At 65.9% G+C, this 23,970-nt stretch carries 31 protein-coding genes, 6 tRNA genes and 1 riboswitch; of the genes, 23 read left to right on the top strand and 14 right to left on the bottom strand.

Translation table 11 applies throughout. The annotated features are described in order from the left end of the window. Positions 1 to 7: 7 nt before the first annotated feature. From pgsA to AC13FN_RS00530, 4 genes are all read left to right on the top strand, one after another. Positions 8 to 634, top strand: coding sequence for a CDP-diacylglycerol--glycerol-3-phosphate 3-phosphatidyltransferase (pgsA, locus tag AC13FN_RS00545; RefSeq protein WP_012510614.1), 627 nt, complete (start codon positions 8 to 10; stop codon positions 632 to 634). Positions 635 to 751: 117 nt separating this feature from the next. Beyond that, a tRNA-Gly gene (locus tag AC13FN_RS00540) sits at positions 752 to 827 on the top strand. A 138-nt stretch (positions 828 to 965) separates the two neighbouring features. Next, positions 966 to 2,072 carry an NAD(P)/FAD-dependent oxidoreductase gene (locus AC13FN_RS00535; protein ID WP_482984319.1) on the top strand — a complete coding sequence of 369 codons (1,107 nt, stop codon included), beginning with the start codon at positions 966 to 968 and terminating at the stop codon, positions 2,070 to 2,072. A 115-nt stretch (positions 2,073 to 2,187) separates the two neighbouring features. Beyond that, positions 2,188 to 2,263: transfer RNA gene (locus AC13FN_RS00530), tRNA-Gly, on the top strand. 67 nt (positions 2,264 to 2,330) lie between these two features. Here AC13FN_RS00530 and AC13FN_RS00525 read toward each other — a convergent pair. Next, complete coding sequence (locus tag AC13FN_RS00525; protein WP_482984320.1) at positions 2,331 to 2,678, bottom strand: hypothetical protein; 348 nt, start codon at positions 2,676 to 2,678, stop codon at positions 2,331 to 2,333. Positions 2,679 to 2,868: 190 nt separating this feature from the next. Between AC13FN_RS00525 and AC13FN_RS00520 the strand changes: the two genes are divergently transcribed. From AC13FN_RS00520 to AC13FN_RS00505, 4 genes are read left to right on the top strand one after another with little or no spacing between them, the layout of a single operon-like run. Further along, positions 2,869 to 4,332, top strand: coding sequence for an efflux transporter outer membrane subunit (locus AC13FN_RS00520; protein WP_482984321.1), 1,464 nt, complete (start codon positions 2,869 to 2,871; stop codon positions 4,330 to 4,332). Beyond that, on the top strand, positions 4,329 to 5,468 hold the full coding sequence (locus AC13FN_RS00515; protein ID WP_043402958.1) for an ABC transporter permease: 1,140 nt from the start codon (positions 4,329 to 4,331) through the stop codon (positions 5,466 to 5,468). The genes AC13FN_RS00520 and AC13FN_RS00515 overlap by 4 nt, the downstream gene beginning before the upstream one ends. Before the next feature lie 10 nt (positions 5,469 to 5,478). After that, complete coding sequence (locus AC13FN_RS00510; protein WP_460131837.1) at positions 5,479 to 6,207, top strand: ABC transporter ATP-binding protein; 729 nt, start codon at positions 5,479 to 5,481, stop codon at positions 6,205 to 6,207. Then, complete coding sequence (locus tag AC13FN_RS00505) at positions 6,204 to 7,124, top strand: HlyD family secretion protein (RefSeq protein ID WP_241873840.1); 921 nt, start codon at positions 6,204 to 6,206, stop codon at positions 7,122 to 7,124. The genes AC13FN_RS00510 and AC13FN_RS00505 overlap by 4 nt, the downstream gene beginning before the upstream one ends. Positions 7,125 to 7,142: 18 nt before the next feature. Here the strand turns inward: AC13FN_RS00505 and AC13FN_RS00500 are convergent, their stop codons facing one another. Next, positions 7,143 to 7,571, bottom strand: coding sequence for a hypothetical protein (locus tag AC13FN_RS00500; protein WP_482984322.1), 429 nt, complete (start codon positions 7,569 to 7,571; stop codon positions 7,143 to 7,145). Further along, positions 7,564 to 7,965 carry a hypothetical protein gene (locus AC13FN_RS00495; RefSeq protein WP_460131841.1) on the bottom strand — a complete coding sequence of 134 codons (402 nt, stop codon included), beginning with the start codon at positions 7,963 to 7,965 and terminating at the stop codon, positions 7,564 to 7,566. Before AC13FN_RS00495 ends, AC13FN_RS00500 begins: the two co-directional genes overlap by 8 nt. A gap of 130 nt (positions 7,966 to 8,095) precedes the next feature. Here AC13FN_RS00495 and AC13FN_RS00490 point away from each other — a divergent pair. The 3 genes from AC13FN_RS00490 (at position 8,096) to AC13FN_RS00480 (ending at position 8,529) form a co-directional block, all read left to right on the top strand. Then, positions 8,096 to 8,171 (top strand) — tRNA-Gly (locus AC13FN_RS00490). A 142-nt stretch (positions 8,172 to 8,313) separates the two neighbouring features. After that, a tRNA-Gly gene (locus tag AC13FN_RS00485) sits at positions 8,314 to 8,389 on the top strand. Positions 8,390 to 8,455: 66 nt separating this feature from the next. Then, positions 8,456 to 8,529, top strand: a tRNA-Cys gene (locus tag AC13FN_RS00480). A 72-nt stretch (positions 8,530 to 8,601) separates the two neighbouring features. Here AC13FN_RS00480 and AC13FN_RS00475 read toward each other — a convergent pair. Further along, positions 8,602 to 9,054, bottom strand: a complete 453-nt coding sequence (locus tag AC13FN_RS00475; RefSeq protein WP_482984323.1) for an NUDIX domain-containing protein — start codon at positions 9,052 to 9,054, stop codon at positions 8,602 to 8,604. 57 nt (positions 9,055 to 9,111) lie between these two features. Here AC13FN_RS00475 and AC13FN_RS00470 point away from each other — a divergent pair, with 57 nt between their 5' ends. Beyond that, positions 9,112 to 9,609: a GNAT family N-acetyltransferase gene (locus tag AC13FN_RS00470; RefSeq protein ID WP_482984324.1), complete on the top strand. Its 498-nt coding sequence runs from the start codon at positions 9,112 to 9,114 to the stop codon at positions 9,607 to 9,609. A 57-nt stretch (positions 9,610 to 9,666) separates the two neighbouring features. After that, positions 9,667 to 10,197: a GNAT family N-acetyltransferase gene (locus AC13FN_RS00465; protein ID WP_230080551.1), complete on the top strand. Its 531-nt coding sequence runs from the start codon at positions 9,667 to 9,669 to the stop codon at positions 10,195 to 10,197. Between the two features lie 4 nt (positions 10,198 to 10,201). Here the strand turns inward: AC13FN_RS00465 and AC13FN_RS00460 are convergent, their stop codons facing one another. Continuing rightward, a complete protein-coding gene (locus tag AC13FN_RS00460; RefSeq protein WP_159359988.1) occupies positions 10,202 to 10,843 on the bottom strand; it encodes a flavin reductase family protein in 642 nt (213 codons plus the stop codon). Positions 10,844 to 10,948: 105 nt separating this feature from the next. Between AC13FN_RS00460 and AC13FN_RS00455 the strand changes: the two genes are divergently transcribed. Next, the gene (locus AC13FN_RS00455; protein ID WP_197643860.1) at positions 10,949 to 11,653 is read left to right on the top strand and encodes a helix-turn-helix domain-containing protein; all 705 of its coding nucleotides are present in this window, start codon (positions 10,949 to 10,951) and stop codon (positions 11,651 to 11,653) included. A 124-nt stretch (positions 11,654 to 11,777) separates the two neighbouring features. After that, positions 11,778 to 12,047: a hypothetical protein gene (locus tag AC13FN_RS00450; protein ID WP_043402175.1), complete on the top strand. Its 270-nt coding sequence runs from the start codon at positions 11,778 to 11,780 to the stop codon at positions 12,045 to 12,047. Between the two features lie 15 nt (positions 12,048 to 12,062). Here the strand turns inward: AC13FN_RS00450 and AC13FN_RS00445 are convergent, their stop codons facing one another. The 3 genes from AC13FN_RS00445 to AC13FN_RS00435 all read right to left on the bottom strand — a co-directional run bounded on the left by AC13FN_RS00445 (position 12,063) and on the right by AC13FN_RS00435 (position 14,309). After that, a complete protein-coding gene (locus AC13FN_RS00445; protein ID WP_482984325.1) occupies positions 12,063 to 12,827 on the bottom strand; it encodes a thioesterase family protein in 765 nt (254 codons plus the stop codon). A gap of 117 nt (positions 12,828 to 12,944) precedes the next feature. Continuing rightward, positions 12,945 to 13,145, bottom strand: coding sequence for a hypothetical protein (locus tag AC13FN_RS00440; protein ID WP_197654468.1), 201 nt, complete (start codon positions 13,143 to 13,145; stop codon positions 12,945 to 12,947). A gap of 90 nt (positions 13,146 to 13,235) precedes the next feature. Next, positions 13,236 to 14,309: a hypothetical protein gene (locus AC13FN_RS00435; protein ID WP_241877053.1), complete on the bottom strand. Its 1,074-nt coding sequence runs from the start codon at positions 14,307 to 14,309 to the stop codon at positions 13,236 to 13,238. A gap of 261 nt (positions 14,310 to 14,570) precedes the next feature. Between AC13FN_RS00435 and AC13FN_RS00430 the strand changes: the two genes are divergently transcribed. Further along, positions 14,571 to 15,077: a P-loop nucleotide/nucleoside kinase family protein gene (locus tag AC13FN_RS00430; RefSeq protein ID WP_049455314.1), complete on the top strand. Its 507-nt coding sequence runs from the start codon at positions 14,571 to 14,573 to the stop codon at positions 15,075 to 15,077. Positions 15,078 to 15,095: 18 nt separating this feature from the next. Here AC13FN_RS00430 and AC13FN_RS00425 read toward each other — a convergent pair whose 3' ends face one another. Next, positions 15,096 to 15,590: a DUF6265 family protein gene (locus AC13FN_RS00425; protein ID WP_482984326.1), complete on the bottom strand. Its 495-nt coding sequence runs from the start codon at positions 15,588 to 15,590 to the stop codon at positions 15,096 to 15,098. Positions 15,591 to 15,724: 134 nt separating this feature from the next. Between AC13FN_RS00425 and AC13FN_RS00420 the strand changes: the two genes are divergently transcribed. After that, on the top strand, positions 15,725 to 16,558 hold the full coding sequence (locus AC13FN_RS00420) for an AraC family transcriptional regulator (RefSeq protein WP_482984327.1): 834 nt from the start codon (positions 15,725 to 15,727) through the stop codon (positions 16,556 to 16,558). A 4-nt stretch (positions 16,559 to 16,562) separates the two neighbouring features. Here the strand turns inward: AC13FN_RS00420 and crcB are convergent, their stop codons facing one another. Continuing rightward, entirely contained in the window at positions 16,563 to 16,955 is a 393-nt protein-coding gene (crcB, locus tag AC13FN_RS00415; RefSeq protein ID WP_005412844.1) for a fluoride efflux transporter CrcB, read from the bottom strand. A gap of 82 nt (positions 16,956 to 17,037) precedes the next feature. Continuing rightward, a riboswitch (Fluoride riboswitch) is annotated at positions 17,038 to 17,101 on the bottom strand. Positions 17,102 to 17,123: 22 nt separating this feature from the next. Then, the gene (locus AC13FN_RS00410) at positions 17,124 to 17,525 is read right to left on the bottom strand and encodes a transcriptional regulator (RefSeq protein WP_010486043.1); all 402 of its coding nucleotides are present in this window, start codon (positions 17,523 to 17,525) and stop codon (positions 17,124 to 17,126) included. A gap of 111 nt (positions 17,526 to 17,636) precedes the next feature. On the opposite strand from AC13FN_RS00410, the gene AC13FN_RS00405 reads away from it, so the two are divergent. Together AC13FN_RS00405 and AC13FN_RS00400 are read left to right on the top strand one after the other, a co-directional pair. Further along, positions 17,637 to 17,846, top strand: a complete 210-nt coding sequence (locus AC13FN_RS00405) for a helix-turn-helix domain-containing protein (RefSeq protein ID WP_010486042.1) — start codon at positions 17,637 to 17,639, stop codon at positions 17,844 to 17,846. Positions 17,847 to 18,199: 353 nt separating this feature from the next. Further along, the gene (locus AC13FN_RS00400) at positions 18,200 to 18,436 is read left to right on the top strand and encodes a hypothetical protein (RefSeq protein ID WP_019337197.1); all 237 of its coding nucleotides are present in this window, start codon (positions 18,200 to 18,202) and stop codon (positions 18,434 to 18,436) included. Position 18,437: 1 nt separating this feature from the next. On the opposite strand, the gene AC13FN_RS00395 is transcribed toward AC13FN_RS00400, so the two are convergent. After that, positions 18,438 to 19,487, bottom strand: coding sequence for a 4Fe-4S dicluster domain-containing protein (locus tag AC13FN_RS00395; protein ID WP_482984328.1), 1,050 nt, complete (start codon positions 19,485 to 19,487; stop codon positions 18,438 to 18,440). Next, the gene (locus AC13FN_RS00390; protein ID WP_049436583.1) at positions 19,484 to 19,771 is read right to left on the bottom strand and encodes a hypothetical protein; all 288 of its coding nucleotides are present in this window, start codon (positions 19,769 to 19,771) and stop codon (positions 19,484 to 19,486) included. Before AC13FN_RS00390 ends, AC13FN_RS00395 begins: the two co-directional genes overlap by 4 nt. Positions 19,772 to 19,949: 178 nt before the next feature. Between AC13FN_RS00390 and AC13FN_RS00385 the strand changes: the two genes are divergently transcribed. Together AC13FN_RS00385 and hemN are read left to right on the top strand one after the other, a co-directional pair. Beyond that, positions 19,950 to 20,390 carry a group III truncated hemoglobin gene (locus AC13FN_RS00385; protein WP_019337199.1) on the top strand — a complete coding sequence of 147 codons (441 nt, stop codon included), beginning with the start codon at positions 19,950 to 19,952 and terminating at the stop codon, positions 20,388 to 20,390. 44 nt (positions 20,391 to 20,434) lie between these two features. Continuing rightward, positions 20,435 to 21,844 (top strand): oxygen-independent coproporphyrinogen III oxidase, encoded by a 1,410-nt coding sequence (hemN, locus tag AC13FN_RS00380; protein ID WP_054171433.1) that lies wholly within the window; start codon positions 20,435 to 20,437, stop codon positions 21,842 to 21,844. A gap of 20 nt (positions 21,845 to 21,864) precedes the next feature. Here hemN and AC13FN_RS00375 read toward each other — a convergent pair. Further along, positions 21,865 to 21,951: transfer RNA gene (locus AC13FN_RS00375), tRNA-Leu, on the bottom strand. Positions 21,952 to 22,079: 128 nt separating this feature from the next. Between AC13FN_RS00375 and AC13FN_RS00370 the strand changes: the two genes are divergently transcribed. Together AC13FN_RS00370 and AC13FN_RS00365 are read left to right on the top strand one after the other, a co-directional pair. Further along, on the top strand, positions 22,080 to 22,514 hold the full coding sequence (locus tag AC13FN_RS00370; RefSeq protein ID WP_010486035.1) for a BLUF domain-containing protein: 435 nt from the start codon (positions 22,080 to 22,082) through the stop codon (positions 22,512 to 22,514). 142 nt (positions 22,515 to 22,656) lie between these two features. Beyond that, a complete protein-coding gene (locus AC13FN_RS00365) occupies positions 22,657 to 23,943 on the top strand; it encodes a nucleotide sugar dehydrogenase (protein WP_482984329.1) in 1,287 nt (428 codons plus the stop codon). Positions 23,944 to 23,970 lie beyond the last annotated feature (27 nt).

Here is a 23,970-nt window from a genome sequence, read left to right as displayed (position 1 = left end):
CGCAAGCATGAAGTTGACCCTGCCCACCTGGCTGACGTTGTTGCGGATCGTGATGATCCCGGTGCTGGTGCTGGTGTTCTACCTGCCCTACACCTGGACCAACTTCGCTTCGGCGGCAATCTTCGGCCTGGCCGCGATCACCGACTGGCTCGATGGCTGGATCGCACGCCGTTACCAGCTGGAGTCAGCCTTCGGTGCCTTCCTCGACCCGGTCGCGGACAAGCTGATGGTGGCAGTGGCACTGTTCCTGATCGTGCAGGGCCACCCAACGCCGTGGATGGCGTTCTGGGCGGCGGTCATCGTCGGCCGCGAGATCGCGGTGTCGGCGCTGCGCGAATGGATGGCCGAGCTGGGCCAGCGCGCCAAGGTGCGCGTGGCGATGATCGGCAAGGTCAAGACCACCGCGCAGATGGTCGCGCTGCTGTGCCTGCTGTACTCGGTGGCCCCGAACGTACCGGTGGAAGACATCTGGATGGGCTGGCCGGTGTTCCACATCGGCGACTGGACCCTGGCGATTGCCGCAGTGCTGACCCTGTGGTCGGGCCTGCAGTACCTGCACGCCGCCTGGCCGAGCCTGCGCGATGACGAGCGCGCCGCGCGTGAGCGTGCGCGGCAGAAGAAGTTGGGCAACTGAGCCCATCGATGCGCGTATCCACGCATGGCGCCGATACGCGACGCCGGGCATCTCGCAGACCCTAAAAAAAAAGGCGCTTGACGCCTTCCTTGGAATAGGTAAAATTTCGCCTCCCAAGCGGGAATAGCTCAGTTGGTAGAGCGCAACCTTGCCAAGGTTGAGGTCGCGAGTTCGAGTCTCGTTTCCCGCTCCAGATTCAAGAAAAACGCTCCCGCAAGGGGGCGTTTTTCGTTTGCGTAGAACCCGCTTCATCCCCACTTCACCGCCACTCCTTCGCCTCACCACGCGGCAGTTCGAAGCTGCATCTCCGTTCCTCCAGGACGATGCAGCCATGCTCCACACTCCTTCCGCCTACGATCACGACGTGGTCATCGTCGGCGCCAGTTTCGCCGGTGCCGCCTGCGCATTGGCTGCTGCCCAGTACGGCCTGCGCGTCTGCGTGCTGGAACGCAAGGCCGACCCCGGCGAGCGCCTGCACACCACCGGCATCGTGGTGAAAGAGGCGATGGAGCAGACCTGGCTGGGGCGAATGCCCGAACATCTCGTGCAACGCGTCGCAAACGTGCGCCTGTATGCGCCGAATCTGCGCAGCGTGTTGCTGGCCGCGCCGGGCTATTACTTCCTCACCACCGATACGCCGAACCTGATGCGCTGGCTGGCCAGCGAACTGCGCGCGAATGGTGTCGACCTGCGCCTGCAGCAGTCCTTCACCGATGCACATCGCAATGGTGACGGCTGGCTGGTGGATGGGGCAGGGCGATGTGCCTATCTGGTTGGCGCTGATGGTGCACGCTCACGCGTGGCACAGCGCACCGGGCTCGGCCAGGTGCGTGACAACCTCTACGGCGTCGAACGTGAGTTCGCCGGCCTGCAGGTGACGCAGGGCGACGCGCTGCACTGCTTCGTCAGCAAGCGCTACGCGCCGGGTTACATCGGCTGGGTCGCGCAGAATCCAACCGGCCTGCAGGTCGGGTTGGCGCTGCGTCATGACCCGCAACCGGTGCGGCCGCCGGATATTGAAGGTTTCCTCGGCCACGTGCGCGATGTGGTCGGCATTCCGCCTTCGGCGCGTCCCTCGGCCACCCGCGCCGGCCTGGTGCCCTGCGGCCGGCCGGATGGGCCGATCACCGGCCAACGCGTGATCCTGACCGGCGACGCGGCGGGCATCGTCTCGCCGCTCTCCGCCGGGGGCATCCACTCCTCGTGGCGGCATGGCTGGGCGGTCGGCGAGGCGATGGCCCGCCATCTGCGCGGGCAAGGGCCGGAAGCGGAACGGGTGGCGCGGCAGGTGGCGCCGGCATTCCATGGCAAGCGCCTGCTGCGCTGGGCGATGGATCATCTGCAGGTCGACTGGCCGCTCAACGCGCTGCTGCACACGGCGGCCACGCGGCGCATTGCCGAGCAGGTCTACTTCCACCGCCGTGGCCTGCGGACCTGAGGTATCGGTCCTGGAGGCCTGAACGCCGCCCTTCACTTCAGGTGAAAATTCCTGTTGACGCCGTGCAGCAATATCGACACAATAGCGCTCCTTCGACGCAGGTCGAACGAAATCTGCGGGAATAGCTCAGTTGGTAGAGCGCAACCTTGCCAAGGTTGAGGTCGCGAGTTCGAGTCTCGTTTCCCGCTCCAGATTCAAGAAAAACGCTCCCGCAAGGGGGCGTTTTTCGTTTGTCACACCGGTTGCACCACCCACGCGCTAGTGTGCCTTGCCGGGCAGGGCGCTGCACCAGGTCCGGGCATTCTGCCGGTCGAAACCGGGGCAGCGGTTGTCCTGCGGGATGTAGACGTAGGGAACGTCATCCTCGTAGGTGAAGTGGTAGTAGTAGGTGCGATCCTTTCCGTACAACCAGTAGTTCGACGAGCGCTGGTTGATGGCATATGGCTCGAAGGTGAAGATCGAAGATTCATCGGGAATGAAGTTGCTGCGCTCCATCAGTAGGAGCAGGGCGTTCGAGACCAGTGGGGTTGTCGGGACGAGCACGATCACACCGACAGTCGCTGTCGTGATCGAGCCAATCAGCAGCCAGCGGCGAGGGTGTTTCACGGTCGGGCAGCATCGAAGCAAGGCAGTGCCGCAATGTGCAATACGCCGTGAAAGTCGTCCAGTGTTCCGTGCCGGGAACGCATTGAAAGCGTAGTGAAAGGCTGGGTCGGCGTTGCCTGAACCGCACGCGTGCTGTGACCTTTTTCGGACGATTTCTCCATGTTCGCTCCACAATCGCACGGTAGCCTTCATGCTCCTTCTACACGTTGGCGGGCTGGTGGTCAGGCGTATCACTTCAGTGGCAGTGCCCAGGACAGGGCGTGGACTCTCCCTGCAGGCAGTGCTGCGCCCCGGCGCGTTGTTGGCAACCCTGGCCTTGGCGGGTTGCATGTCGGTGTCCGTCCCGGACCTGCCTGATCGCACACCCAGCGCCTGGACCCAGGTGCCGCAGGGGCAGGGTGTGGCGGTGGACGCCAGGCAGTGGTGGAAGGTGCTGGCCGACCCGGCGCTGGACGGACTGGTGGACCAGGCCATCGCAGGCAACCTCGACCTGCAGCAGGCCACGCTGCGGCTGCAGGCCGTGCGGATCGTCGCCGGCACCTCCGACTCGCGTTTCCTGCCGGAAATCTCGGCCAGCGCAAAGCAGGTGCAGGACGCTGCTGCGGTCGATACCTATTTCCATGCCGGCATCGAAGCGATCTGGGACCTTGGCCTGTTCGGCGCCGCCGAGAGTGCGCAGCTCAGCGCGCAGGCCTCGGCCGGCAATGCCGAGGCGCTGCGCAATGCCGCACAAGTGGCGGTGATTGCCGACGTGGTGCGCAGCTATCTGGACCTGACCGTGGCACAGGCCCAGCAGGACCTGCTGGCCCGGCAACAGACCGTGGATGTCCGCGGCGAGCAACTGGCTCTGGTCCGACAGCGCCTGCGCCTGGATGAGCCGGGCGAGCTGGACCGCCTGCGTGCACGCCAGGCCGCCACCCGCGCCGCCATCGCACAGGCTCGGGAAAACGCCGACAACGCGGCCCGCGCGCTGGCATTGCTGCTGGGCCGTGACGGCGCGGATCCGGCCTGGCGCGCGTATCGCACGCCGCCGAAGCTGGGCACGTTCTCGTTGCAGCAGGTGCCCGCCGATCTGCTGCGCCATCGTCCGCAGATCCTGCTGGCCGAGTCGGAGGTGATGCAGGCTGCCGCCAGCAAGGGTTCGGCGCGCGCCGCGATGTATCCGCGGGTCAGCCTTGGCGGCTCCATCCTGTACGCCTACAACCTTACCCAGAACGCTCGCTCCAATTCCGATTCCAGTCCGTCGATCGGTCCGTACGTCGATATTCCGCTGTGGGACTGGGGTCAACGCCGCGCGCGTTTCCAGGCCGATGAGAAGCAGCTGGACGCCGCATTGCTCGGCTACCGCAAGGCGGTGTTGGAAGGCGTGAGCGAAGTAGAAGGTGCGCTGGGCAGCCTGGCGCGCCAGGACAGCAGTATCCAGTCGCTGCGTGTGGCCAATGAGGCCGCCGACCAGCAGGTCAAGCGCCAGGCGCGGCAGGTGCAGCTGGGCCTGTCCAGCGAGTTCGATGGGCTGGACACGCAACGTGCCGCGCTCGCCTCGCAGGCCGACCTGATCGGCGCGCAGGGTGCGCGCGTGCTGGCCTTCGCGTCGTTGTACCGTGCCCTCGGCGGAGCCCCGCTGCCGGCTGAGGGTGAGGGCGAACAGCAATGATCGCGCTGGCCCGCAAGACCCTGGCCTATGAGTGGCGCCGGTTCCTGCCGGTGGTGCTGGCGATGTGTTTCGCCGGCGTGCTGTTGATCGTGCAGGCGGCGCTGGTGCTGGGCATCTTTGGTACCGCCGCGATCTACGTGAAGGCATCCTCGGCCGATATCTGGGCCGGTTTCCCCGGCACCCAGAGTGTCAACTACGGCCATGCGATCAGCGCGGATGTCGAAAGCCACCTGCGCATGGACCCGGATGTCACCCGCGTCGAACCCTACGAGTGGGTCGACGGCGAATGGCGTTCCAGCGCGCAGGGTACCGGCAATGTGTCGGTGTACCTGTCCGGCATTTCCACCCGTGACGACGCCATGATGTTCGCGCGCATCCTGCCGACCGATGTGCGTGCACAGCTGCGCGAACCGGGTGCCGTGATCGTCGACAGCGCCGACTTGGATACGCTGGGCGTGGACCTGCAGAACAACCGCGCCTGGATCAACGGCAAGGCCGTGCGTGTGGTTGCCGCGCAGCCGGGACTGCGTGGCCTGGGTGGCGTCAACGTGCTGGCCTCGCTGGATACCGCGCGCGCCATCGCCGGTACTGATCCGCACGAGGGCAGCACCTATTTCGTGGCGGGCCTGCGCTCGCCGGAGCTGGCCGACCGCGTGCGTGACCGCCTTGCAGCGTCGATGGGCCAGGCCACACCGGTCGAGTTCTGGACCGCACCGGAATTTGCCAGCCGCTCGCAGCAGTACTGGCTGTTCGATACCGGCGCAGGTATCGCAGTGTTGTTCATGGCCGTCATCGTCTGCTTCGTTGGCGCGGTGATCACCAACCAGTCGTTCGCGTCGGTGGTGGCCGGGTCGGTGCGCGAGTACGCCACGCTCAATGCACTTGGTGCGGGTCGCTATGCGCTGGCGCGGGTGGTGTTCGAGCAGGCCCTGCTGATCGGTGGCATGGGCATGCTGCTGGCCGCAGCGTTCAGCACCGCTGTGCTGTTGATCGCGCAGTCCCAGCGCGTGCCGGTACAGCTGACGCCGATGGTGATCCTCGGCTGCGTGGCGCTGGTTGCAGTGATGGCCATGCTGTCGAGCATCATGGCGGTTCGCAGCGTGGTTCGCTCCGATCCATCGTTGCTGTTGCGTTGAGGGCCGGCCGATGACTTCTACACGCGCCGTTGCCCCGACCCTGCAGGCCGACGCACTGGAAAAGGGCTTCATGTCCGGCGATGTGCAGGTGCCGGTGCTGCGTGGCCTGTCGCTGGACATCTATCCTGGCGAGCTGACCCTGGTGTCGGGCCCGTCGGGTTGCGGCAAGAGCACGCTGTTGTCGCTGCTGTCCGGCTTGTCCGCGCCCGATGGTGGCCGTGTGCACGCACTCGGCCAGGATGTGGGCCACATGAGCCGCAGCGAAGTGGAGCGTTTCCGCCTGCACCATGTCGGTTTCGTGTTCCAGGGCTTCAACCTGTTCCCGGCACTGACCGCGCTGGAGCAGGTGCAGCTGCCACTGGGCTACCGCGGCATGAGCAATCGTGAAAGCGAACCGCTGGCGCGCCGTGCGCTGGAAGAAGTCGGCCTCAGCCACCGCAGCAACATGCGCCCGGCGCAGTTGTCCGGCGGTGAGAAGCAGCGTGTGGCCGTTGCCCGCGCCTTCGCCAAGTCGCCGACGCTGATCTTCGCCGACGAACCCACCAGCGCGCTGGACGCCGAGAACGGCCAGCGCGTGATCGACATCCTGCATCGCTACGCACGTGCGCATGGCGCCACCGTGCTGTGCGTGAGCCACGATCCGCGCCTGATCCGGCATGCCGATCGGGTGATCGCCATGGAAGACGGCATGGTTCGTGATGACCGCCGCCAGAACGAAACTGTAGAGTCCGCCCCATGACCAAGACGTCGCACCTGCTTCCCCTCAGCCTGGCCCTGTCCGCGGCATTGCTGCTCGGTGCCTGTTCCAAGGACGCGCCCGCGGCTGCACCGGCGCCTTTGGGCAGGACAGATGCAGCCGCCGCCAGCAAGGTTGCCGTGGCGCGGGGCATCATTGACGTCGAAGGCGGGCTGATCGCACTGGCGCCGCCGGTGGATGGCTCGATCACTGCCGCCCCGGTGAAGGAGGGCGCCACGGTGAAGAAGGGGCAGCTGCTGCTGTCGCTGGATGGCGCCCTGTTGCAGCAGGAGGTGGCGATGGCCGCCGCTGATCTGGCCCTGGCCAATGACCGTCTGAAGGGTAGCCAGGCGCAGCTGCGCGAACTGGAGCGCAATGCCACCCGCCTGTCCACCGGCGCCAGCGAAGGCGTGTCGTCCAACCAGCAGGCCGATGCGGCCAAGCAGCAGCTGGCGGGTGTGCGCGCCGATGTCGACGTGGCCGGTGCGCAGGTCGACATGGCGCAGCACAAGCTGGAACACGCCAGGTTGAAACTGCAGCAGATGTCGTTGAGCGCACCGGAAGCCGGCACGGTGGTCGGCCAGGTGCCGGGCCTTGGCGCCTTCGTGCAGGCCGGCAAGCCGGCGATCTCGTTGTTGCCGGCGCGCCCGCTGCAGGTGCGTGCCGAACTCAGCGCCGCCTATGCCGACGCCGTGCAGGTCGGCATGCACGCCATCGTGGTGCCGGACAGCGATGGCGCCGAGAACACCGGCACGCTGCCGCCGGCACGCGTGGTGCGCATCAGCCCGGTGTTCGCGCAGGCGCGCCTGCCTGAAGATGCAGGGCGTGGCGTAGCCAAGGTGGTGGAATGCGTGCTGGAGTTCGACGGGCAAGCCAAGGCGCGCTTCGGCCAGCATGTGCGCGTGGAGTTCCGGAAGTAGGCGTTGGGGTGGGGCCGTCTATGGGCCCTTTCGATGCCTCAGTGTCCGCCACGCGCTCACCGCCGACACCGCGCACAGCGCCAGCAGCAGGCCCACGTCCAGCAGCAGCAACCACAGCAGATGCATGCCGTGCACGGGTGGCTGGTGCATGGCCGACAGCATCCACGGTACCGACCACGCCAGCAGCAGAACGAAGGCGATCAGCAGGCGCAGCCACAGTCGTTTCAGTCTCCAGGGCCGCACGATCAAGGCGGCTACCACCAGTTCAACCGTACCCAGCAACGCGAACACGATGACGGTGCTGGTCGGGTAGGGCAGCTCGGCGCCTTCCAGACGATGTAGTAGCCAGTAGTCCGGAGTGAAGCCGGTATTGACCAGTGCGGCGATCAGCGCCAACCAGGTCAACGCGACCAGCAACCAGAACAGGCGGATGTAGCGTCTAGGCATCGGCGGTGTCCGTGGTGGCGGGCAGGCGGCTGCGTGATGCATACCATGCGGATGTGACGATCGCGGCCAGTGCCAGCAGGCCGGGCCCGATGGTGAAGTACAGCAGGCGCAGCGGGTGGTTGTGCATCAGTGTCCAGGTCGCGAACGCCAAGGGGATCGCCAGCACCAACAGCTTGGCGAACAGCGGCCGCAACACCGCGATCAGCGGCTGCGCGCCAATGAACATCCAGAACAGATAAAACTGGGCGATGCCCAGGCCGATGTCACGATGTGAAGTGAAGCCGAAATGGTCGCGATACCCGTTCATCCCCAGCGGAATCAGTACCCAATACAGCAACGCCACCAGCAGGTGCAGCAGCAGGGCGATCAACAGGGGCGTGCCGCGAAGGAACATGGACGAACCGGGCCGGGCGGGGCAGCGTACCCCAGTGCGGACGCCCGTGACCTCACGATGTGAAGACTGTTGACGGCGTGAAGGAATTTGGACACAATAGCGCTCCTTCGACGCAGGTCGAACGGAATCTGCGGGAATAGCTCAGTTGGTAGAGCGCAACCTTGCCAAGGTTGAGGTCGCGAGTTCGAGTCTCGTTTCCCGCTCCAGATTCTACAGGGCCCCGGTAGGGGCCTTGTTTTTCTCTCGCAACGGCAAGGCGGGGCACGTTGGGCCACAAGGCTTTACGCGCAGTCAGAAAAGTGAAATCGCTGGTGTGTTTTCCGGATTTCCGGTACCATGTCGGCTTACGCGGGAATAGCTCAGTTGGTAGAGCGCAACCTTGCCAAGGTTGAGGTCGCGAGTTCGAGTCTCGTTTCCCGCTCCATGTTCCGACAGGCCCCATCTTGGGGTTTTGTCTTGTCAGGGCTCCGTTCCTGGCGCGCAGTACGTTGGCCTCATGGCAGAGTGGCTATGCACCGGATTGCAAATCCGTTTACAGCGGTTCGATTCCGCTTGAGGCCTCCAATTGAAAAGCCCTGACCTCGGTCAGGGCTTTTTGTTTGCCTGGATGCCGGCACGCGCCCGGATCGATACCCGCTACAGCCGGGCCAGCGCCTGCACCGTGGCCTGCGTGAGCGGCTGGGGCAGAGCATCCAGCGCGAACCAGCCCAGCCCGGTCTGAACCCCCGGCTCCTGGATGGAGGCGTCGGCACCCGCAGCTGCCCGAGCCTCGAAGATCGGCGCGATCCAGTGCTGCGCGAGCGCAGGCTCGAAATGATCGGCCACGCACAGCAGGCGCAGCAGCGTCACTTCCAGCGCCGTTTCCTCGCGGATTTCGCGGACCACGGCGGCCTCCACCGTTTCCATCCAGTCGACTTTGCCACCGGGCAGGCCCCAATGCCCGCGCTCCGGCTCGCGTCCGCGCTGGATCAGCAGGATGCGGCCGTCGGCATCACGGACGACGGCGCCGCATCCAACGCGGGGAATCTGCAGTTCAGTCATGGCGGAGAATGAAAAAGGACGTTCCACATTCTTGCATGCACGCCGCATCAGTGGACCCGCGCTACGCTGGGCACCTGTGCATCAACAACTTCACGGGGGTGTCGCATGCCTATCCGGCAACTCAGCGCTGACGACGCCGATATTCTCTGGCAAGCGCGGTTGCAGGCGCTTTGCGAGTCGCCTGCGGCGTTCCTGTCCACGCTGGCCGAGGCGCAGAATGACTCGGCGGAGGTGATGCGCGCCCAGCTTGCTGATCCTGGTGCGCGCTACTTCGGCGCTTTCATCGACGGCATGCTTGCGGGCTTCCTGCGTTATGTACGCCCGATGCGAATGGCGCGACGGCATACGGCGGAAGTGCACAGTGTCCATGTGGGCACCGAACATCGTGGCCAGGGTGTCGCCCGCCAGCTTCTTCTTGCAGCGTTCGCGGCTGCGCGCGCGGAAGGCATTGAATCGCTCAACCTCACGGTGCTGGCGGACAACACTGCCGCGCGCGCGCTGTATGAATCGCTGGGCTTCAGCGTAATTGGCACAGAGCCGCGGGCAGTCAAACGCGCGGGCAGCTACGCGGATATCGTCTCGTACTGGATCTCGCTGCACTGACGGTGAAATGTTGCCGCGGGCACGGTCATGTTTCCGTGGCACGATGAGGCTGGACACATGTTCCAGGAAGACAGGGCAATGCACGTTCAGGTATCCAGCAGGGAGCGCGTGGCGCCGGATCACCGTCACCAAGCGGAGGATCTGCTCCGCGAGGCGTTCCCGGACATGCAGGGCGACGGCTATGCTATCCCGGGGCCGGTCGCTCTGGTCCTGGCGATGGAAGGCGATCATGTGGTCGCTCACCTTGCGCTGTACGAACGCAACGTATTGCTGGATGGCGAGCCGGAACGCATAGGCTTGATCGGCGGCGTGGTGGTGCGTGCCGACGTTCGCCGGCAAGGCGTTGCCTCGCGCTTGATCGAGGCGGCCCATGCGGAGCTGCGTCGGCACGGTATCGATTTCGCCGTGCTGTTCGCCTTGGATCATCGGCACTATGCCTCTGCGGGCTATGTGCCAATGCAGAACGAGACCTGCTTCATTGAAGACGGTCACGCGCGCCGTTTCGTCTATCGAGGCGGCATGGTGGCTACGCTGGGAGAGCGCCGCTGGACCACGGCCGTGCTCGATCTGCAGGGCGAAACGGTCTAGGGAGCTAGGCAGAAGCGCCCATAGGGGTCTCCGCGCGGAAGTTGCGCCCGACCGGTTCGCTCACGCCCACGTAGTGGCGGAACAGGTAGATCAGCGGTTTCCAGTGCGCAACGTCGATGTGCTGGGTGCCCGCCACGGTGATCGCTTCGTGCGCATGCACGCAACGGATCCGTCCTTCAACGATCACGAAGCCCTGGCCGTCATCCTCGCCGGGCGGGTGCATCGCCATCACGCTGACTTCCACCTGCAGCGGGCACTCGGCAATCGCCTCTGGCGCGACGTGTGTCGATGCGACCGCACTGAAGCCGGCCAGCGCGAACTTGTCGCGCACGTGCACGTAGCCCATCGCCTGTTTGGCAGCGGGCACCGGATCGCAGCCTGTCGCCCGCGCGATGGCCTCGACCTGTGCGGCCTGCGCGGATGAGGGGAAGTTCAGTACGCACTCGTTGCGCAACTGCAGGTTGCGATAGCCCTGGCCCTGCACGCCGAGGCCCAGCACCACCCGGTTGCCCAGGGCCCAGAACGAAGACAGCGGACTGATGTTGCTGCTGCCGTCGTCGTTCAGCGTGGTCATCAGCAGCACCGGCGTGCCCGGATACAGGACTGAAGGGGTGATGCGGCGGCGGGGGATCGGAGCGTTTTTCACGGCAGGCCTTGCGCTAACGGGGTAGCCACTGTGCCTTGGCAGACGGTGCCGACGCTTCGGCCTGCATCGAACTGTTGGCCTGCGACGGCGTGCCACAATGCGGCCATGGTCCACACCCCTGGTTCCCTTGTCAGCGTCGGTGCCCTGGTCGGCGACCAGGCGCGCGCGGCCATGCTGCTGCAGCTGATGGATGGGCGTGCGTATACCGCGACGGAGCTGGCTCGCGTGGCCGGAGTGACACCGCAGACGGCGAGCACGCATCTGCGCAGGCTGGTTGAGGGCGATCTGCTGGTGTCTGTCGCGCAGGGGCGCCACCGCTACCACCGGCTGGCCTCGCACGAGGTTGCCGACATGCTGGAGGGTATCCTGCGCGTTGCTGACCGCACGCCGTCCTGCACGGCTTCCGCATCGCGCAGCATGCCGGCGTTGCGTGAGGCACGTTCCTGCTATCGACACCTGGCCGGCGTGCACGCGGTGGCCATCACCGACCATTTGCTGAGGGCGGGGCATGTGTTGCCGGGCCTGGGGCATTGGCGGGTGAGCGAGGGCGGTGCCGATTTCCTGCGAGGACTGGGCCAGCCACTGGCCGATTTACTCAGGCAGCCCGTCGCGGCCAAGCCTGCGCGCTATTGCAGGGGGTGCCTGGACTGCACCGAGCGGCGTCCACATCTGGCGGGCCTGGTCGGCGAGGCGATGCTGGACAGCTTCGTGAGCAACGACTGGCTCCGACGCGTCGAGGGCCGGCGCGAACTACGCCTGACTCCGCCGGGGCGCGAGGCACTGTGGCGGCTGTTCACCCTGGCGACCTGAGCCCTGCGGTCAGTCTCAGCCACCTGCGACATGGAAAGGCGCTATGGTCGAGTTCCACGTCTTAGGGAGCTGCAATGGCGAGCAAGGACACTACGGATCGCTTGCGGCACGGAGCGAATCGGAAATGAGCAAAATCATGGCAGATGTGCGCTGGTTGACCTTTCGGCTCAAGAACGGGCAATCCATCGGACCGGATCGGCTGAAAGACGGATGGGTGATTGCCTCGGAAACCGCCCGCTGCGAAGTCCGCCGCGAGCATATCGAAGGATCGGGCCTGGTCTATGCTCTGTACGCCCCGGCCAACCTGGCCTCACCGCGGCGCGCCGAAATGCGCATGCGCGAATTCCTGATGAGCTCCGGCTACACCTTCACCATGGGCACGCTGGGCGGCTGACGCCGCCCGTTGGGATCACGGGCGCACGGTCAGTGCCTGGCCGAGCATGCCGATCGGACCGCGTGCATCGTGCAGCACCGTGCTGGTCAAGCCGAGACCCTGGTGGCCAAACGACACCGACGTATCGAAGCCCAGCCACTCGCCTTCGGGCATGCCGAACAGGTGCGCGGTCAGATCGAGGTTGGGGAAGGCGACTTCCTTCGGATCGGCGCGCACGGCCATGCCATTGGACAGATCGAACAGGGTGGCGGCACGGGCCAGTGGACTGACCGGCTCGCCGTCCAGCAGCGCGTGCTTCGCGCGCGCCCAGTAAGTGGCCCGGCCGGGCCCCTGGTCGTACCGGCGGATCTCCACGCTCTTGATGAAACCACCTGGCCACACCGTACCTGGATCCCACGCGGGCATTGATTCCGGTGGTGCGATAGCAGCGATCGGCGTGCCGGCGATGGCCTGCGTATCGTTCGGCTGCATCAGCCATGCACGCACGCGCAGCGCCGGGCGATCGTCATGGCGCAGCGTGGCTTCGACCAGTTCGATGGTGCGACCACCGCGCAGCACCTGTGCGTCGGCCTCCATCGCTTCGATCGGAATGGTGCCGAGGATGTCGTAGGACAGCCTCGCGATCAGGAAGCCGTGGCCGCGCGCTGCGGCGTCGCGTTCCAGGTGGTGCGCCAGCAGCCCGATCGCCGGTGCGATGTGCTGCTCGCGGATGTTCCAGGCACCGCCAGTGTGTTCGGTCGGCAGGTAGCGGGTGTCGCTCAGTCGTTCGAAGAAGGCCATCGTGTGCGTTGCTTCTGCAGGGAGGGAGGTGGCGGGTGCTGCACCGGTCCCTGCATCGTAAGCGCTTGGCGGCATCGCCGGCTGAGCCGGCTCCCGCAGGAGCCGGCCGGATGCCGGTCAGGAGGACTGGCAATCCATTTCGCGGCACATCTTGTACTGGGCCAGGCATTCTGCGGGTGTCTTGGCCAGTGGGCCTGAGGTTGCACGCAGACAATATTCGTACTGCTGGCTGCAGAATTCACAGGGGCCTGCGGCGAAGGCCAGCCCGGTCACGGCCATGCCAAGGAGCATCACGGTCTTCAAGGTCGTCTTGATCATCACGTCAGTCCTTTGTGTGCCCGTCAATGGGCCGGGCCACCATAGCAGCACTTGCTGGACGGTCCTGATGCGCTGCGGCACGCGGTGGTCTCAGTGCTGTACCGCCTTCAAGGCGTCGACCACCTGTGCTTCCGAAAAGCCACAATGCCCTTCGCCCACTGGCGGCAGCACGCGCGGCAATGGTCGCGCGCCAGCCCGTGCGGCCATCTGCGGATACACCGCCTGCATGTGCGGCACGATGGTGGGGTCGTTGTGGTTGAACTGGATCGCCAGCGGTCGCTTCACCGCGCCGGTCAATGCGAGCGCATTGCGGACATGCGCCTGCGCCGCAGGCACGGGATCGATGCGCTGCACGCCGGCATTGAACGCGGCGTCGTCACCGAATCCGCTGTACACCACACCAAGGTTGCCGACCGGCATGCCGCCGCTGCGCGTGGCCAGTTCATGCAGGACCAGCGCATGCAGGCTGATCGTGCCGGCCAGTGCATCAGCGGAGACCTGCAGCCGCTGCGCCAGCAACGCGGCGTGCAATGGATCGTGCTGCAGTGCATTGGCGATGCCCTGGTACAACTCGCCCTGTGGCAGCGCGGCGGCTTCGCGCGATGCCAACCCGGTGCCCGGCAGCCCCTTCGCCTTGGGGAAGAAATAATCGAACGCGACCAGCGTGGTCAGCAGGTCGGCCGCGATCTGTTCGCCACTGAGATTGGCACCGCACAGCGACACGCCACCGGCATAGTGCTGCGGGAAGCGCTCGAGGCTGCCAATGGTCACGGCACCGCCCATCGAGAATCCCAGCATCCAGGTGTGGCGCACATGCTTGAGTTCAGCCACTACCTGCTGGCGCAGGCGTTCCGTATCGGTAATCGCATCGGTCACCGCCCAGCCCTGGCTGGAGTATGCGCTCTGCGCGACGGCGTAACCGGCGCCCAGCAGCGCTGCCGTGCTGTCGTTGGCGGCCATCGGCGTGGTGCGCGGCACGCCCACGGGCTCATAGCCGTGGGCCAGCATCACCAGGTCGCCGTTCCAGTCTGCCGGTACATCCAACCGCCAGGGCGCGCCCTGCAGTTCGCCGCTGAGCATGCGTGCCGCCGTCGGCGGTGCAGCCAGCGATGTCATCCAGGGCAGCAGGCAGAGGGCAACAGCGCATCGAAGCAAGGGACGCATCGGGGTCATTCCATGCGGGAATGGCGCCGAGCATAGATGCCAACGAAACGTTGCGCGCGCTGCACTGCCGCAGGGGGTTGCGGGCCGAACAGGCGGCGCTCTACGCTGGCGGCATGGCCCTGCTCAGCACCGCGTCGATTATCCGCATTCCTCACGGGAAGGCGGGGTAGCGCGCGGTCGTCACGGCCATGCAGCCCGCCCGGGAAGGCGGGCTGCATGCAGCGCTCTCCCGGGTAGATGAATCCACCAAGGAGAACGCAGATGCACGACTCTTCATCGAACGACCCTGCGCCGACCCTGCACCTGGTGTGTGGCAAGATCGGTGCCGGCAAATCCACCCTGTCTCAGCAGTTGGCATTGGCGCCGCGCCACGTATTGATCAGCGAAGACGCATGGCTGGCGGCGCTGTACCCGGGCGAAATCCATTCCATTGCCGACTATCTGCAGCGCGCAGCCACGTTGCGCACTGTGCTGGCCGATCATCTGCGCGCATTGCTGCAGGCGGGTGTTTCGGTGGTGCTCGATTTTCCATTCAATACGCCAGCCAGCCGCGCGTGGGCACGTGAAGTGTTCTCGCCGGCTGGCGCTGCACATCAACTGCATTTCCTCGATGTTGCCGACGACGTCTGCAAGGCGCGGCTGCGCGCGCGCAATGCACTCGGCGAGCATCCGTTCCAGGCCAGCGACGAGGAGTTCGCACAGATCACCCGCCACTTCGTGGCACCGGCCGCGGAAGAGGGCTTCGTGGTGATCCGCCATACGGCGTAGGACTGGGCGCGGTGCCGGTCAGGTCGCGGGCACCGGTCCACCGCATGCGACGCGATGCATCGGGAAGTCCATTGCCTGCTTCGGATTGTCCTGCGCGATCTCGATGCGCGCATGCGCGCGCTGGTCGTCGAGGCGCCGATAGTGGATACGCTGCGGGAAGTCGTTGGCGGGATTCTCGAACACGGCTTCATTGCCATCGACCCGGGTGGCGTTGAAGTCTGTGGCGTTCTGGCCAGAGGGCAGGGCGGTCAGCACCAGGCGTCCATCATCGTGCTGGCGCAGCTGCATGAACTCGAAGCCCACCGTGCGGCCGTCCCGCAGGGTGCGGCTGCTGCCGAACAGGGTGTTGCCAGCCAGGATGGACCACTGCTCGCCGGCACCGGCCGACTGGCCATCAAGCTGCCAGCAACCGGCCAGCCAGGCCAGGTGTTCGATCTTCGAGGGTGAGGCGGACAGTGCGTGCGGGGCCGCGAGCAGCAGCGGCAACAGGGCCAAGGCGATGCGGAGAGACATCGGTGCCTCCATGCGCGGGAACGTACGGCCTGTATAGCGCCCGGGGGATCACGCGGCCAGTGCCGTCCTTTTCAGTGTTGATTCCGATACGATCTGTCGCATTGAGCCCTTTTTGATTGACCCGGAGTCCCGCCATGGTCGACCGTCTCGCCATCCTGCTCGAACGTTTTGCGGTCACTGCCTCGGTGTTCCATGCCGGCGCGCTGTGCGGTATCAACACGGTGGACGGCGAGGACGAGGCGGGTCAGTTGCACCTGGTGCGGCGCGGGCCGCTGCAGGTCAGTCACGGGCAGCAGACCGTGCAGGTCGAAGTGCCGAGCCTGCTGCTGTATCCGCGGCCGATGCCACATCGATTCAGTACCGACCCGCAGCAGGGCGCCGACATGGCCTGCGCCAACCTGCATTTCGAGGGCGGCCGACTCAATCCGATCAGCGCTGCGCTGCCCGATTTCATCTGCCTGCCGCTGGCCGACCTGTATGGCGGCAACGCGGCGCTGGAGCTGCTGTTCGAGGAGGCGTTCGAGCAGCGCTGCGGGCGGGCGGCGATGGTCAACCGGCTGTTCGAGGTGGTGATGATCCAGGTGCTGCGCCAGCTGATGGAAGGTGGCGAGATGCGCGGCGGCCTGTTCGCCGGGCTGGGTCATCCGAGGTTGCGGCTGGCATTGGTGGCGATGCATGAAGCGCCCGCACAGTCCTGGACCCTGGAAGACCTGGCCGAGGTCGCCGGCATGTCACGCAGCGTGTTCGCCGCCAGCTTCCGCGAGGCGATGGGCACCACGCCAGGCCAGTACCTGCAGGGGTGGCGGGTCGGACTCGCGCAACAGGCGCTGCGGCAGGGGCGGCCGCTGAAGCGGATCGCCGACGATGTGGGCTATGGCAGCGAAGCGGCGTTGTCGCGCGCGTTCAAGGCGCATACCGGGCAGTCGCCACGGGAATGGCGCGGGCAGGCGCGGGCCAGCGCGGCCTGATCGGTCAGCCCAGCACCAGCCGGGCGAGCTTCATGCCACCGAACAGACCGGCCAGGCCCAGCGCCACCGAGCCACCGGCATACAGTGCCGCCAGCCCATGCTGGCCACGCTGCAGCAGCAGGCCGATCTCCAGCGCGTAGGTGGAAAACGTGGTGTAGCCGCCGAGGATGCCGGTGGCCAGCAGCAGGCGCAGCTGCGGCGAGGCGCCATTGCGCATGGCGAAGACCTCGACCACCACGCCCATCAGCAGCGCACCGCTGATGTTGATCAGGAAGGTCGACCAGGGCCAGGGACTGCCGACCGCCACCCGCGCGCCGATCAGGTTGCAGGCGTGGCGCAGGCAGGCGCCGATGCCGCCGCCGACGAAGACCAGGAAATAATTGTTCAATGCTTGCATGGCGTGCCTCGAATGCGGGTTCGCAGGGTCAATGGCGAACGCCGAGGGCAGGCACGACCTGCCGTCGACGAACACCGGGTTCGTCCTGGCAGGAGCCATCAGCCTTCTCAGGCGGTTATCGGGGGAGCCCCATCCCCATCGCGGTCCATGCTACCAGCGGCGGTGCATTCACGTCATCGAGGTCGTCAGAACGCGAGCCACCTTGCTGCGGCTGAAGCCATCCATCAGCAGTTCGAACGCGAGCAGATCCAGCGCCGCATGGCGGCGGTGGTCGATCTCCAGCCCGTTCTCGGCCACCAGATGGCTGACCAGCTCGTAGGCGTCCTGCCAGACATCCAGATGGGCCTGGCTGGGGATGTAGGCACTGCCGGGCTCACCGACGCCGAGCCCGCTGACCCCGTACAGCAGTTCGCGGGCGTCCAGCTTGGCCGCATCTGCGATGCGGAACAGCTGTTCGGCTTTCACGTGCGAGGCGCTCACGTGATCGTTGAGCCAGTTGCTGATGGTTGCTGTCGTTGATTTGGCGGCGCGTGCCAGATCGGCCGGGCGTGGGTGCCCGGCTTTCTTCATGGCTGCCGCGAGTCGTTGGCCGAGAGTATTCATCTATGCAAGCCAGCTTAACGCGTGGATTGCGAAGAAGCCTTGTCGCAAGAATCAGTCTGGTTAACAGAAGGACCGACCGTGACCGAATTCTGGAGCAAGCGGCAGGTGCGCACCCGGCTGGGATTCCGCACCGACGCCGAACTGGCACGCTTCTTTGGCATAAGCCGTTCCGCAGTGTCGCAATGGCCGAGGGACTTCCCGATTCCGGCCCTGCGGCAATACATCCTGCATCAGCGCTATCCGAACCTGTTCCCCACGACAGAAGCGTCGGCGGGCGAATCCATCTGACTTGCGCCGCCTTTTGTCGCATCTAGCACGCTAAGCGCCTTTTGCTAAGTATGCTTAGCAAAATAGGTAAGATCGATCGATCTGAGAATCACAATCGGCGCCATCTACTGGAGGTGTCGGTCCCTGGGTCCCGCTTACTGTCGGCTTCACCCCATCCGCGGGGTCCGGGTCCCCGTATGTAGTTTCGTGAACGATTAATAATTTCAATCGCGAAAGTCGCTGCATGTAATTGACCTGTCGTGAAATCTATGACTAATTGGAGTCAACCAAGCGTGAAGCCTGGGAGTCTTTCAGTAGCACGCAAGTGAGTCGGTAGACCGTCAACAATGCAGAACAAGTCCAACGGAGGTCGTATGGAATACGGCATGCATGGCTTGGCTGAACGGGTACGCCGCGAACTGGAAGCCAGTTACCACAAACACGGATGCGGTCCGGCGTTCTGGGATACCTACCAGCAGGTGCTGGACCGTCTGGTCCCGCAGGGGACCGAGCGTACCGAAGTCACCAACGAAATGGCGCTGATCATCGAACAGCTGGGCATCGTCCGGCGTGCGCAGCTTGTGCCGCCGCACGCCAACGGGTCGCGTTGATTCAGAGCAGGCGCCAGGCGCCGCAGGCAAGCAGCGCCAGCAACAAGGACAGCAGGGCCAGGGTCCGGGGTCGCCACAGGCGCTTCGGTTGTCCAGCCATCGCCTGCGGACTGCAGTAGCGCACCAGCCCCGGACCGAAACCGGCCCGGTGCTGTTGTTGTGCGCAGGCCTCCAGGCAGGCGCCGCAGGCCAGGCAATCGGCCTGCGGCCCCTGGCGGATGTCCAGCTGCATCGGGCAGGCGCTGACACAAGCAGCGCAGTCGATGCAGTCACCGAGGCGGTCGGCGCTGAAGGTCGGCATCGGTCCGGCCAGCAGCGGATGCGCGGCGCGGAATACGTAGTCCTGCGCAGTGGTCGGGTCGAGCAGGCCGCGGCCACGGCCCAGTACTCCGCCAAGCCCGGACGGACGTGGCCCGCGCGGCTCACCGCGACGGGCGTCGTACAGCATGCGCGGTGTGTGCGGATCGGTCAGCAGCGGCTGCATGCGTGCGAACGGGCACAGCGAGCGGCAGACCTGCTCGCGCAGGAAACCGGCATTGCCCCAGGTCGCGACTGCATAGAACAGCACCCAGAAGGTTTCCCAGCGGCTCCAGCCGGCGTGGGGCGCAGCGGTCAACAGTTCGGCGATGGGGCTGAACAGGCCGACGAAGGTAACGCCGGTCCACACGGATAGCAGTCCCCAGGCCAGCTGGGTGGCCGGGCGTACAGCAGGTGCAGGCAGCATGCGGGCCGCGCTGCGGGCGATCCCGTCGAAGGCGCGCCGCCACAGGGTCTGCGGGCAGGCATGGCCGCACCAGATGCGCCCGGCGAGGTGGGTAAGCAGCGCAAGGCCCACCGCCAGCACCGCCAGCAGTCCGATCAGCACGCCGGCGTCGCTGGGCCACAACGTCCAGCCAAACAGGTCGAATCGCCGCGCGTTGATGTCCAGCAACAGCGCCTGGCGACCCTCCCAGCGCAGCCACGGCAGTGCGTAGAACAGCGCCAGCAAGGCGGCGCTGAGCGTGCCGCGCCAGTGCCAGGGGCGAGGAATACGGGTGCAGGACGTGCTCATCCCAGCGGCAGCTCGTCGTCGTCATCGCTCGGCATGGGCCGCTGCAGGTACCAGGTGACCGCGCTGGACAGCGACGTTACCGTCCAGAACATGAAGAATCCCGCCGTATAGCCCAGTTCGCGACTGATTGCCGTGCCCGGGAAACTGATGGCCTGCAGGCGCAACGGATCGACGAAGGCGAAGAACACCACGCTGGCAACGCCGGCGGCGATGAAGCTGGGCCAGAGGATGGCGCCCCACTGCTGGATCAGCCGCTGGCGGCGGTTGGGAGAAGGTCTGTTCATGCTGTCCCGGATCGAAAAGTGGGCGGCGCGTATACTTCGCCAGGGTCGGCGCTGTATCCGCAGGGCATGCTTCCTGCAAGCGTGGCAGCCTAGGTGCAGCGGACTGCGCCGACATTGATCTGGATCAACGGCGCTGCCGCCTGGGTGCGGCACACTGCCGGCACGCTTTGGGTACGCCATGAACGCAACACCGCCGCCTGTCCTCCCCGTCGCCTCACCCGAGTTGTGCACCGAGCAGGAAGTGACCCGCCTGGTTCACGATTTCTATGCCCGCGTGCGTGAGGAAGAACGGCTGGGAGCGGTGTTCGAGGCGCACGTCCACGATTGGCCTGAGCATCTGGCGCAGCTGGTCGACTTCTGGTCGGCAATGCTGCGCGGCACCCGCCGATTCAAGGGCTCGCCGATGTCCAAGCACATGGCCATCGAGCTGGACAAGGACCTGTTCGACCGCTGGCTGGTGCTGTTCCGGATCACCACTGCCGAATGCAACAACCCGCCGATGCAGGAGCTGGCCAACGACGTGGCCGCGCGCATCGGTGACACCTTCTGGAAGCGCTACCAGATGCTGCGCTGGCCGCAGGTAGGCCTGCCGGTGCTGGGGATCCCCGGCAAGGATTGATCTGGGTCAAGGCGGCGCAGGCCGCCCGGCGCGATGCTGGCGGCATGGACACGTTCTCTCCCGCCGCCGGTGGCCTGGCCTGGACCTTCGACCCCGACCTTCTGCGCCGGCACGACCGGCCGGGCCCGCGCTACACCTCGTATCCGACCGCGCCGCATTTCCATGATGGCTTCGACGCGCCGGCGCTGCGCCAGGCGATCTCCGACAGCAACCAGCTGGCCCGCGCGCTGTCGCTGTATGTGCATGTGCCGTTCTGTTCCAGCCCCTGCTTCTACTGCGGCTGCAACCGGGTGATCACCCGAGATCGCGGTCGTGGCCACAGCTACGTCTCGCGCGTGCTGGCCGAGGCCGACCTGCTGGCGCCGCAGTTCGATGATGGCCGCGAGGTGATCCAGCTGCACCTGGGCGGTGGTACGCCGAATTTCCTCGATGCCGAGGCGATGACCACGCTGGTGGAAGGGTTGCGCCGGCGCTTCGATTTCAGTGATTCGCCGCAGCGCGATTTCTCGATCGAACTCGATCCGCGCTTCATCGACACCCGCGACGTCGCCATGCTGGCGCGGCTGGGCTTCAACCGGGCCAGCCTTGGCGTGCAGGATTTCGACCCGCAGGTGCAGGAATCGATCAACCGCATACAGGGTGTGCAGCAGACGTTGGACATCCTGCGCGCCTGCCGCGACAGCGGCATGCGTTCGGTCAACGTCGACCTGATCTATGGCCTGCCGGGGCAGAGCCTGGAAGGATTCGGCCGCACCCTCGAACTGGTGCTGGCGCTGCGCCCGGATCGCCTGGCGGTGTATGGCTACGCGCATCTGCCGCATCTGTTCCGCGCGCAGAAGCAGATCGACGAAAGCCGCTTGCCTTCGCCGGAAGACAAGCTGGCGCTGCTGGGCCTGGCGGTGGAGAAGCTCTCTGCGGCCGGCTACCAGTACATCGGCATGGATCATTTCGCGCTGCCGGAGGAGGATCTGTCACGCGCACAGCGCGCCGGCCAGCTGCATCGCAACTTCATGGGCTATACCACCCACGCCGATACCGATCTGCTTGGCCTGGGCGTGAGTGCGATCAGCCACATCGGTGCCACCTACAGCCAGAATCCGCGCGACCTGCCGTCGTGGGAGGATGCGGTGGACCAGGGCCAGCTGCCGGTCTGGCGCGGCGTGGCGCTGAGTGCCGACGACCAGCTGCGCGCGGAACTGATCCAGCAGCTGATGTGCCAGGGCGAGGTGGATGGCGCCCTGTTGGGGCGGCGCCATGGCATCGATTTCGAGCAGTACTTCGCCGAGGACCTGCATTCGGTACAGCGGCTGCAGGAAGACGGACTGGCCGAGTACCGCGATGGCGTGGTGCGTGCCAGCGAACCTGGGCGACCGTTGCTGCGGTTGCTGGCGATGTGCTTCGACCCGTATCTGCGTGCCGCGCACGAGCAACCGCGTTACTCGCGGGCGATCTGAGAGGGGGTGCTGCGTGCGTATGGTGCCCGGAGCCGGAATCGAACCGGCATGGGGTTGCCCCCGGCGGATTTTAAGTCCGATGCGTCTACCAGTTTCGCCATCCGGGCCTGCAGCGCGGCGCCGATTGTAGCCCACCTGCGGTGCCGCGACCGGATTGCATCACGGCGGCGTGCTTAACTGTCGATCGCATTCATGTCATAGTCCCTGCCATCGTTCCCAGGGGGGGAGCCACCTGATGTCGCTGCACGCGATTGCCTATGCCAGTGAGGCCCGCGCCGATCTGCAGACAACCGATCTTGACCGCCTGCTGGCCGACGCCACGGCATTCAATCGTGTAGCCGGTGTCACCGGTGTCCTGATGTTCGACGGAGCACGCTTCCTGCAGTATCTCGAGGGCCCGGAGGACGGCATCGATTCGGTGTTCCAGCGCATTCTCAACGCGCGCAGCCACGTGCAGCTGAAGGTGCTGTGCCGTGCACCCGTGGTGCAGCGCGCATTTCCGCGCTGGTCGATGGGCACGCGGCGGATCGAGCCGGAGTTGCTGGCGCAGATTGTCGATGCCGCGTGGCCCGGCTTCCTGCTTGGCAGCGGTGGATTCGAGCGCCTGCTGCAGGCCTGGACCGGCGCAGACGGTGAACTGGAACCGGCCGCGGTGGCGTTGGGGTCCTGAGCCCGCCTTGGCGGCAGGGCGTCGGGGCCGGTAGGCTGTAGCCTTTCTGGCGCAGGTTTCCCGGAGTGGTGCAGCAGATGAGTGTGTTGGCCGAAGCCATGGCAGCGTATGTGCGATCGCATCCGTTGCACGGGATGTGCCGATGAGTGCGCCGGTTGCGGCGGCCAGCGCCCCCCGGTTTGCGGTGATCGGCCTGGGTTATGTCGGCCTGCCGTTGGCGGCGGCGTTTGGCCGGCAGTGGCCGACGTTGGGCTTCGATATCGATGCCGGTCGCATCGCCGAGCTGCGCAGCGGCCAGGACCACACGCTGGAAATGGAAGCCGACGAGCTGGCCAGTGCGCAGCTTCTGCAGTACGGCAGCGATCCGGCATTGCTCGATGCCTGCAATGTCTACATCGTCACCGTGCCGACCCCGATCGATGCTTACGAGCAGCCTGACCTGGAGCCCCTGCGTTCGGCGACACGGCTGATTGCCAGTCATCTTCGCGCCGGCGATCTGGTGATCTACGAGTCCACGGTGTACCCCGGCACCACCCAGGAAGTGTGCGTGCCGCTGCTGGAACAGGGGTCGGGCCTGCGCTTCAACGAAGACTTCTATTGCGGCTACAGCCCGGAACGGGTCAGTCCCGGCGACCGTCAGCGGCGCCTGGCCGACATCCGCAAGATCACTTCCGGCTCGACACCGGAAGCCGCTGCGGTGATTGATGGTCTGTACCAGCGCATCATCGCCGCCGGTACGTTCCCGGCACCTTCGATGCGCGTGGCTGAAGCGGCCAAGGTGGTCGAGAACATCCAGCGCGACGTCAACATCGCGCTGGTCAACGAGCTTGCCCTGATATTCGATCGGCTCGGCATCGATACCCAGGACGTGCTCGACGCCGCCGGCAGCAAGTGGAATTTCCTGCCGTTCCGGCCGGGGCTGGTCGGCGGTCACTGCATCGGCGTCGATCCGTATTACCTGCTGCACAAGTCAGAGAGCGTGGGCTACCACCCGGACCTGATCCACACCGCACGGCAGGTCAACAACCGCGTCGGCGAGCACGTGGCCGCGCGGGTGCTGGCGATGCTGGCCGAGCGTGGCCGTGCGCCGGCGGACGCACGCATCCTGGTGCTGGGCGTGACCTTCAAGGAGGATTGCCCGGACCTGCGCAACAGCCGCGCGCTGGAACTGGCGCAACGGCTGCGCGATGCCGGCGCGCAGGTAGAGGTCAGCGACCCGTGGGTCGGCCCGGCGGCATTGACCGGCGAGGGCCTGGATTGGCTGGCCGAGCCCGGGGCAGGGCGCTATGACGCGGTGGTGCTGGCGGTGGCCCACGCCCGTTTCAAGGCGATGGATGAATCCGCAATCCGGGGACTATTGGCGCCGGGTGGCCTGGTCTACGACGTGAAATCGGCCTGGCCGCGCAACGTGGTTGACGATCGCTTGTAAGCCCGGGCAGCGAACGGCGCGGTAGAC

The sequence above is a fragment of the Stenotrophomonas sp. 115C5 genome (assembly GCF_056861055.1).
Note: the sequence above shows the minus strand (reverse complement) of the source record. Positions and strands in the feature narration are given on the sequence as shown.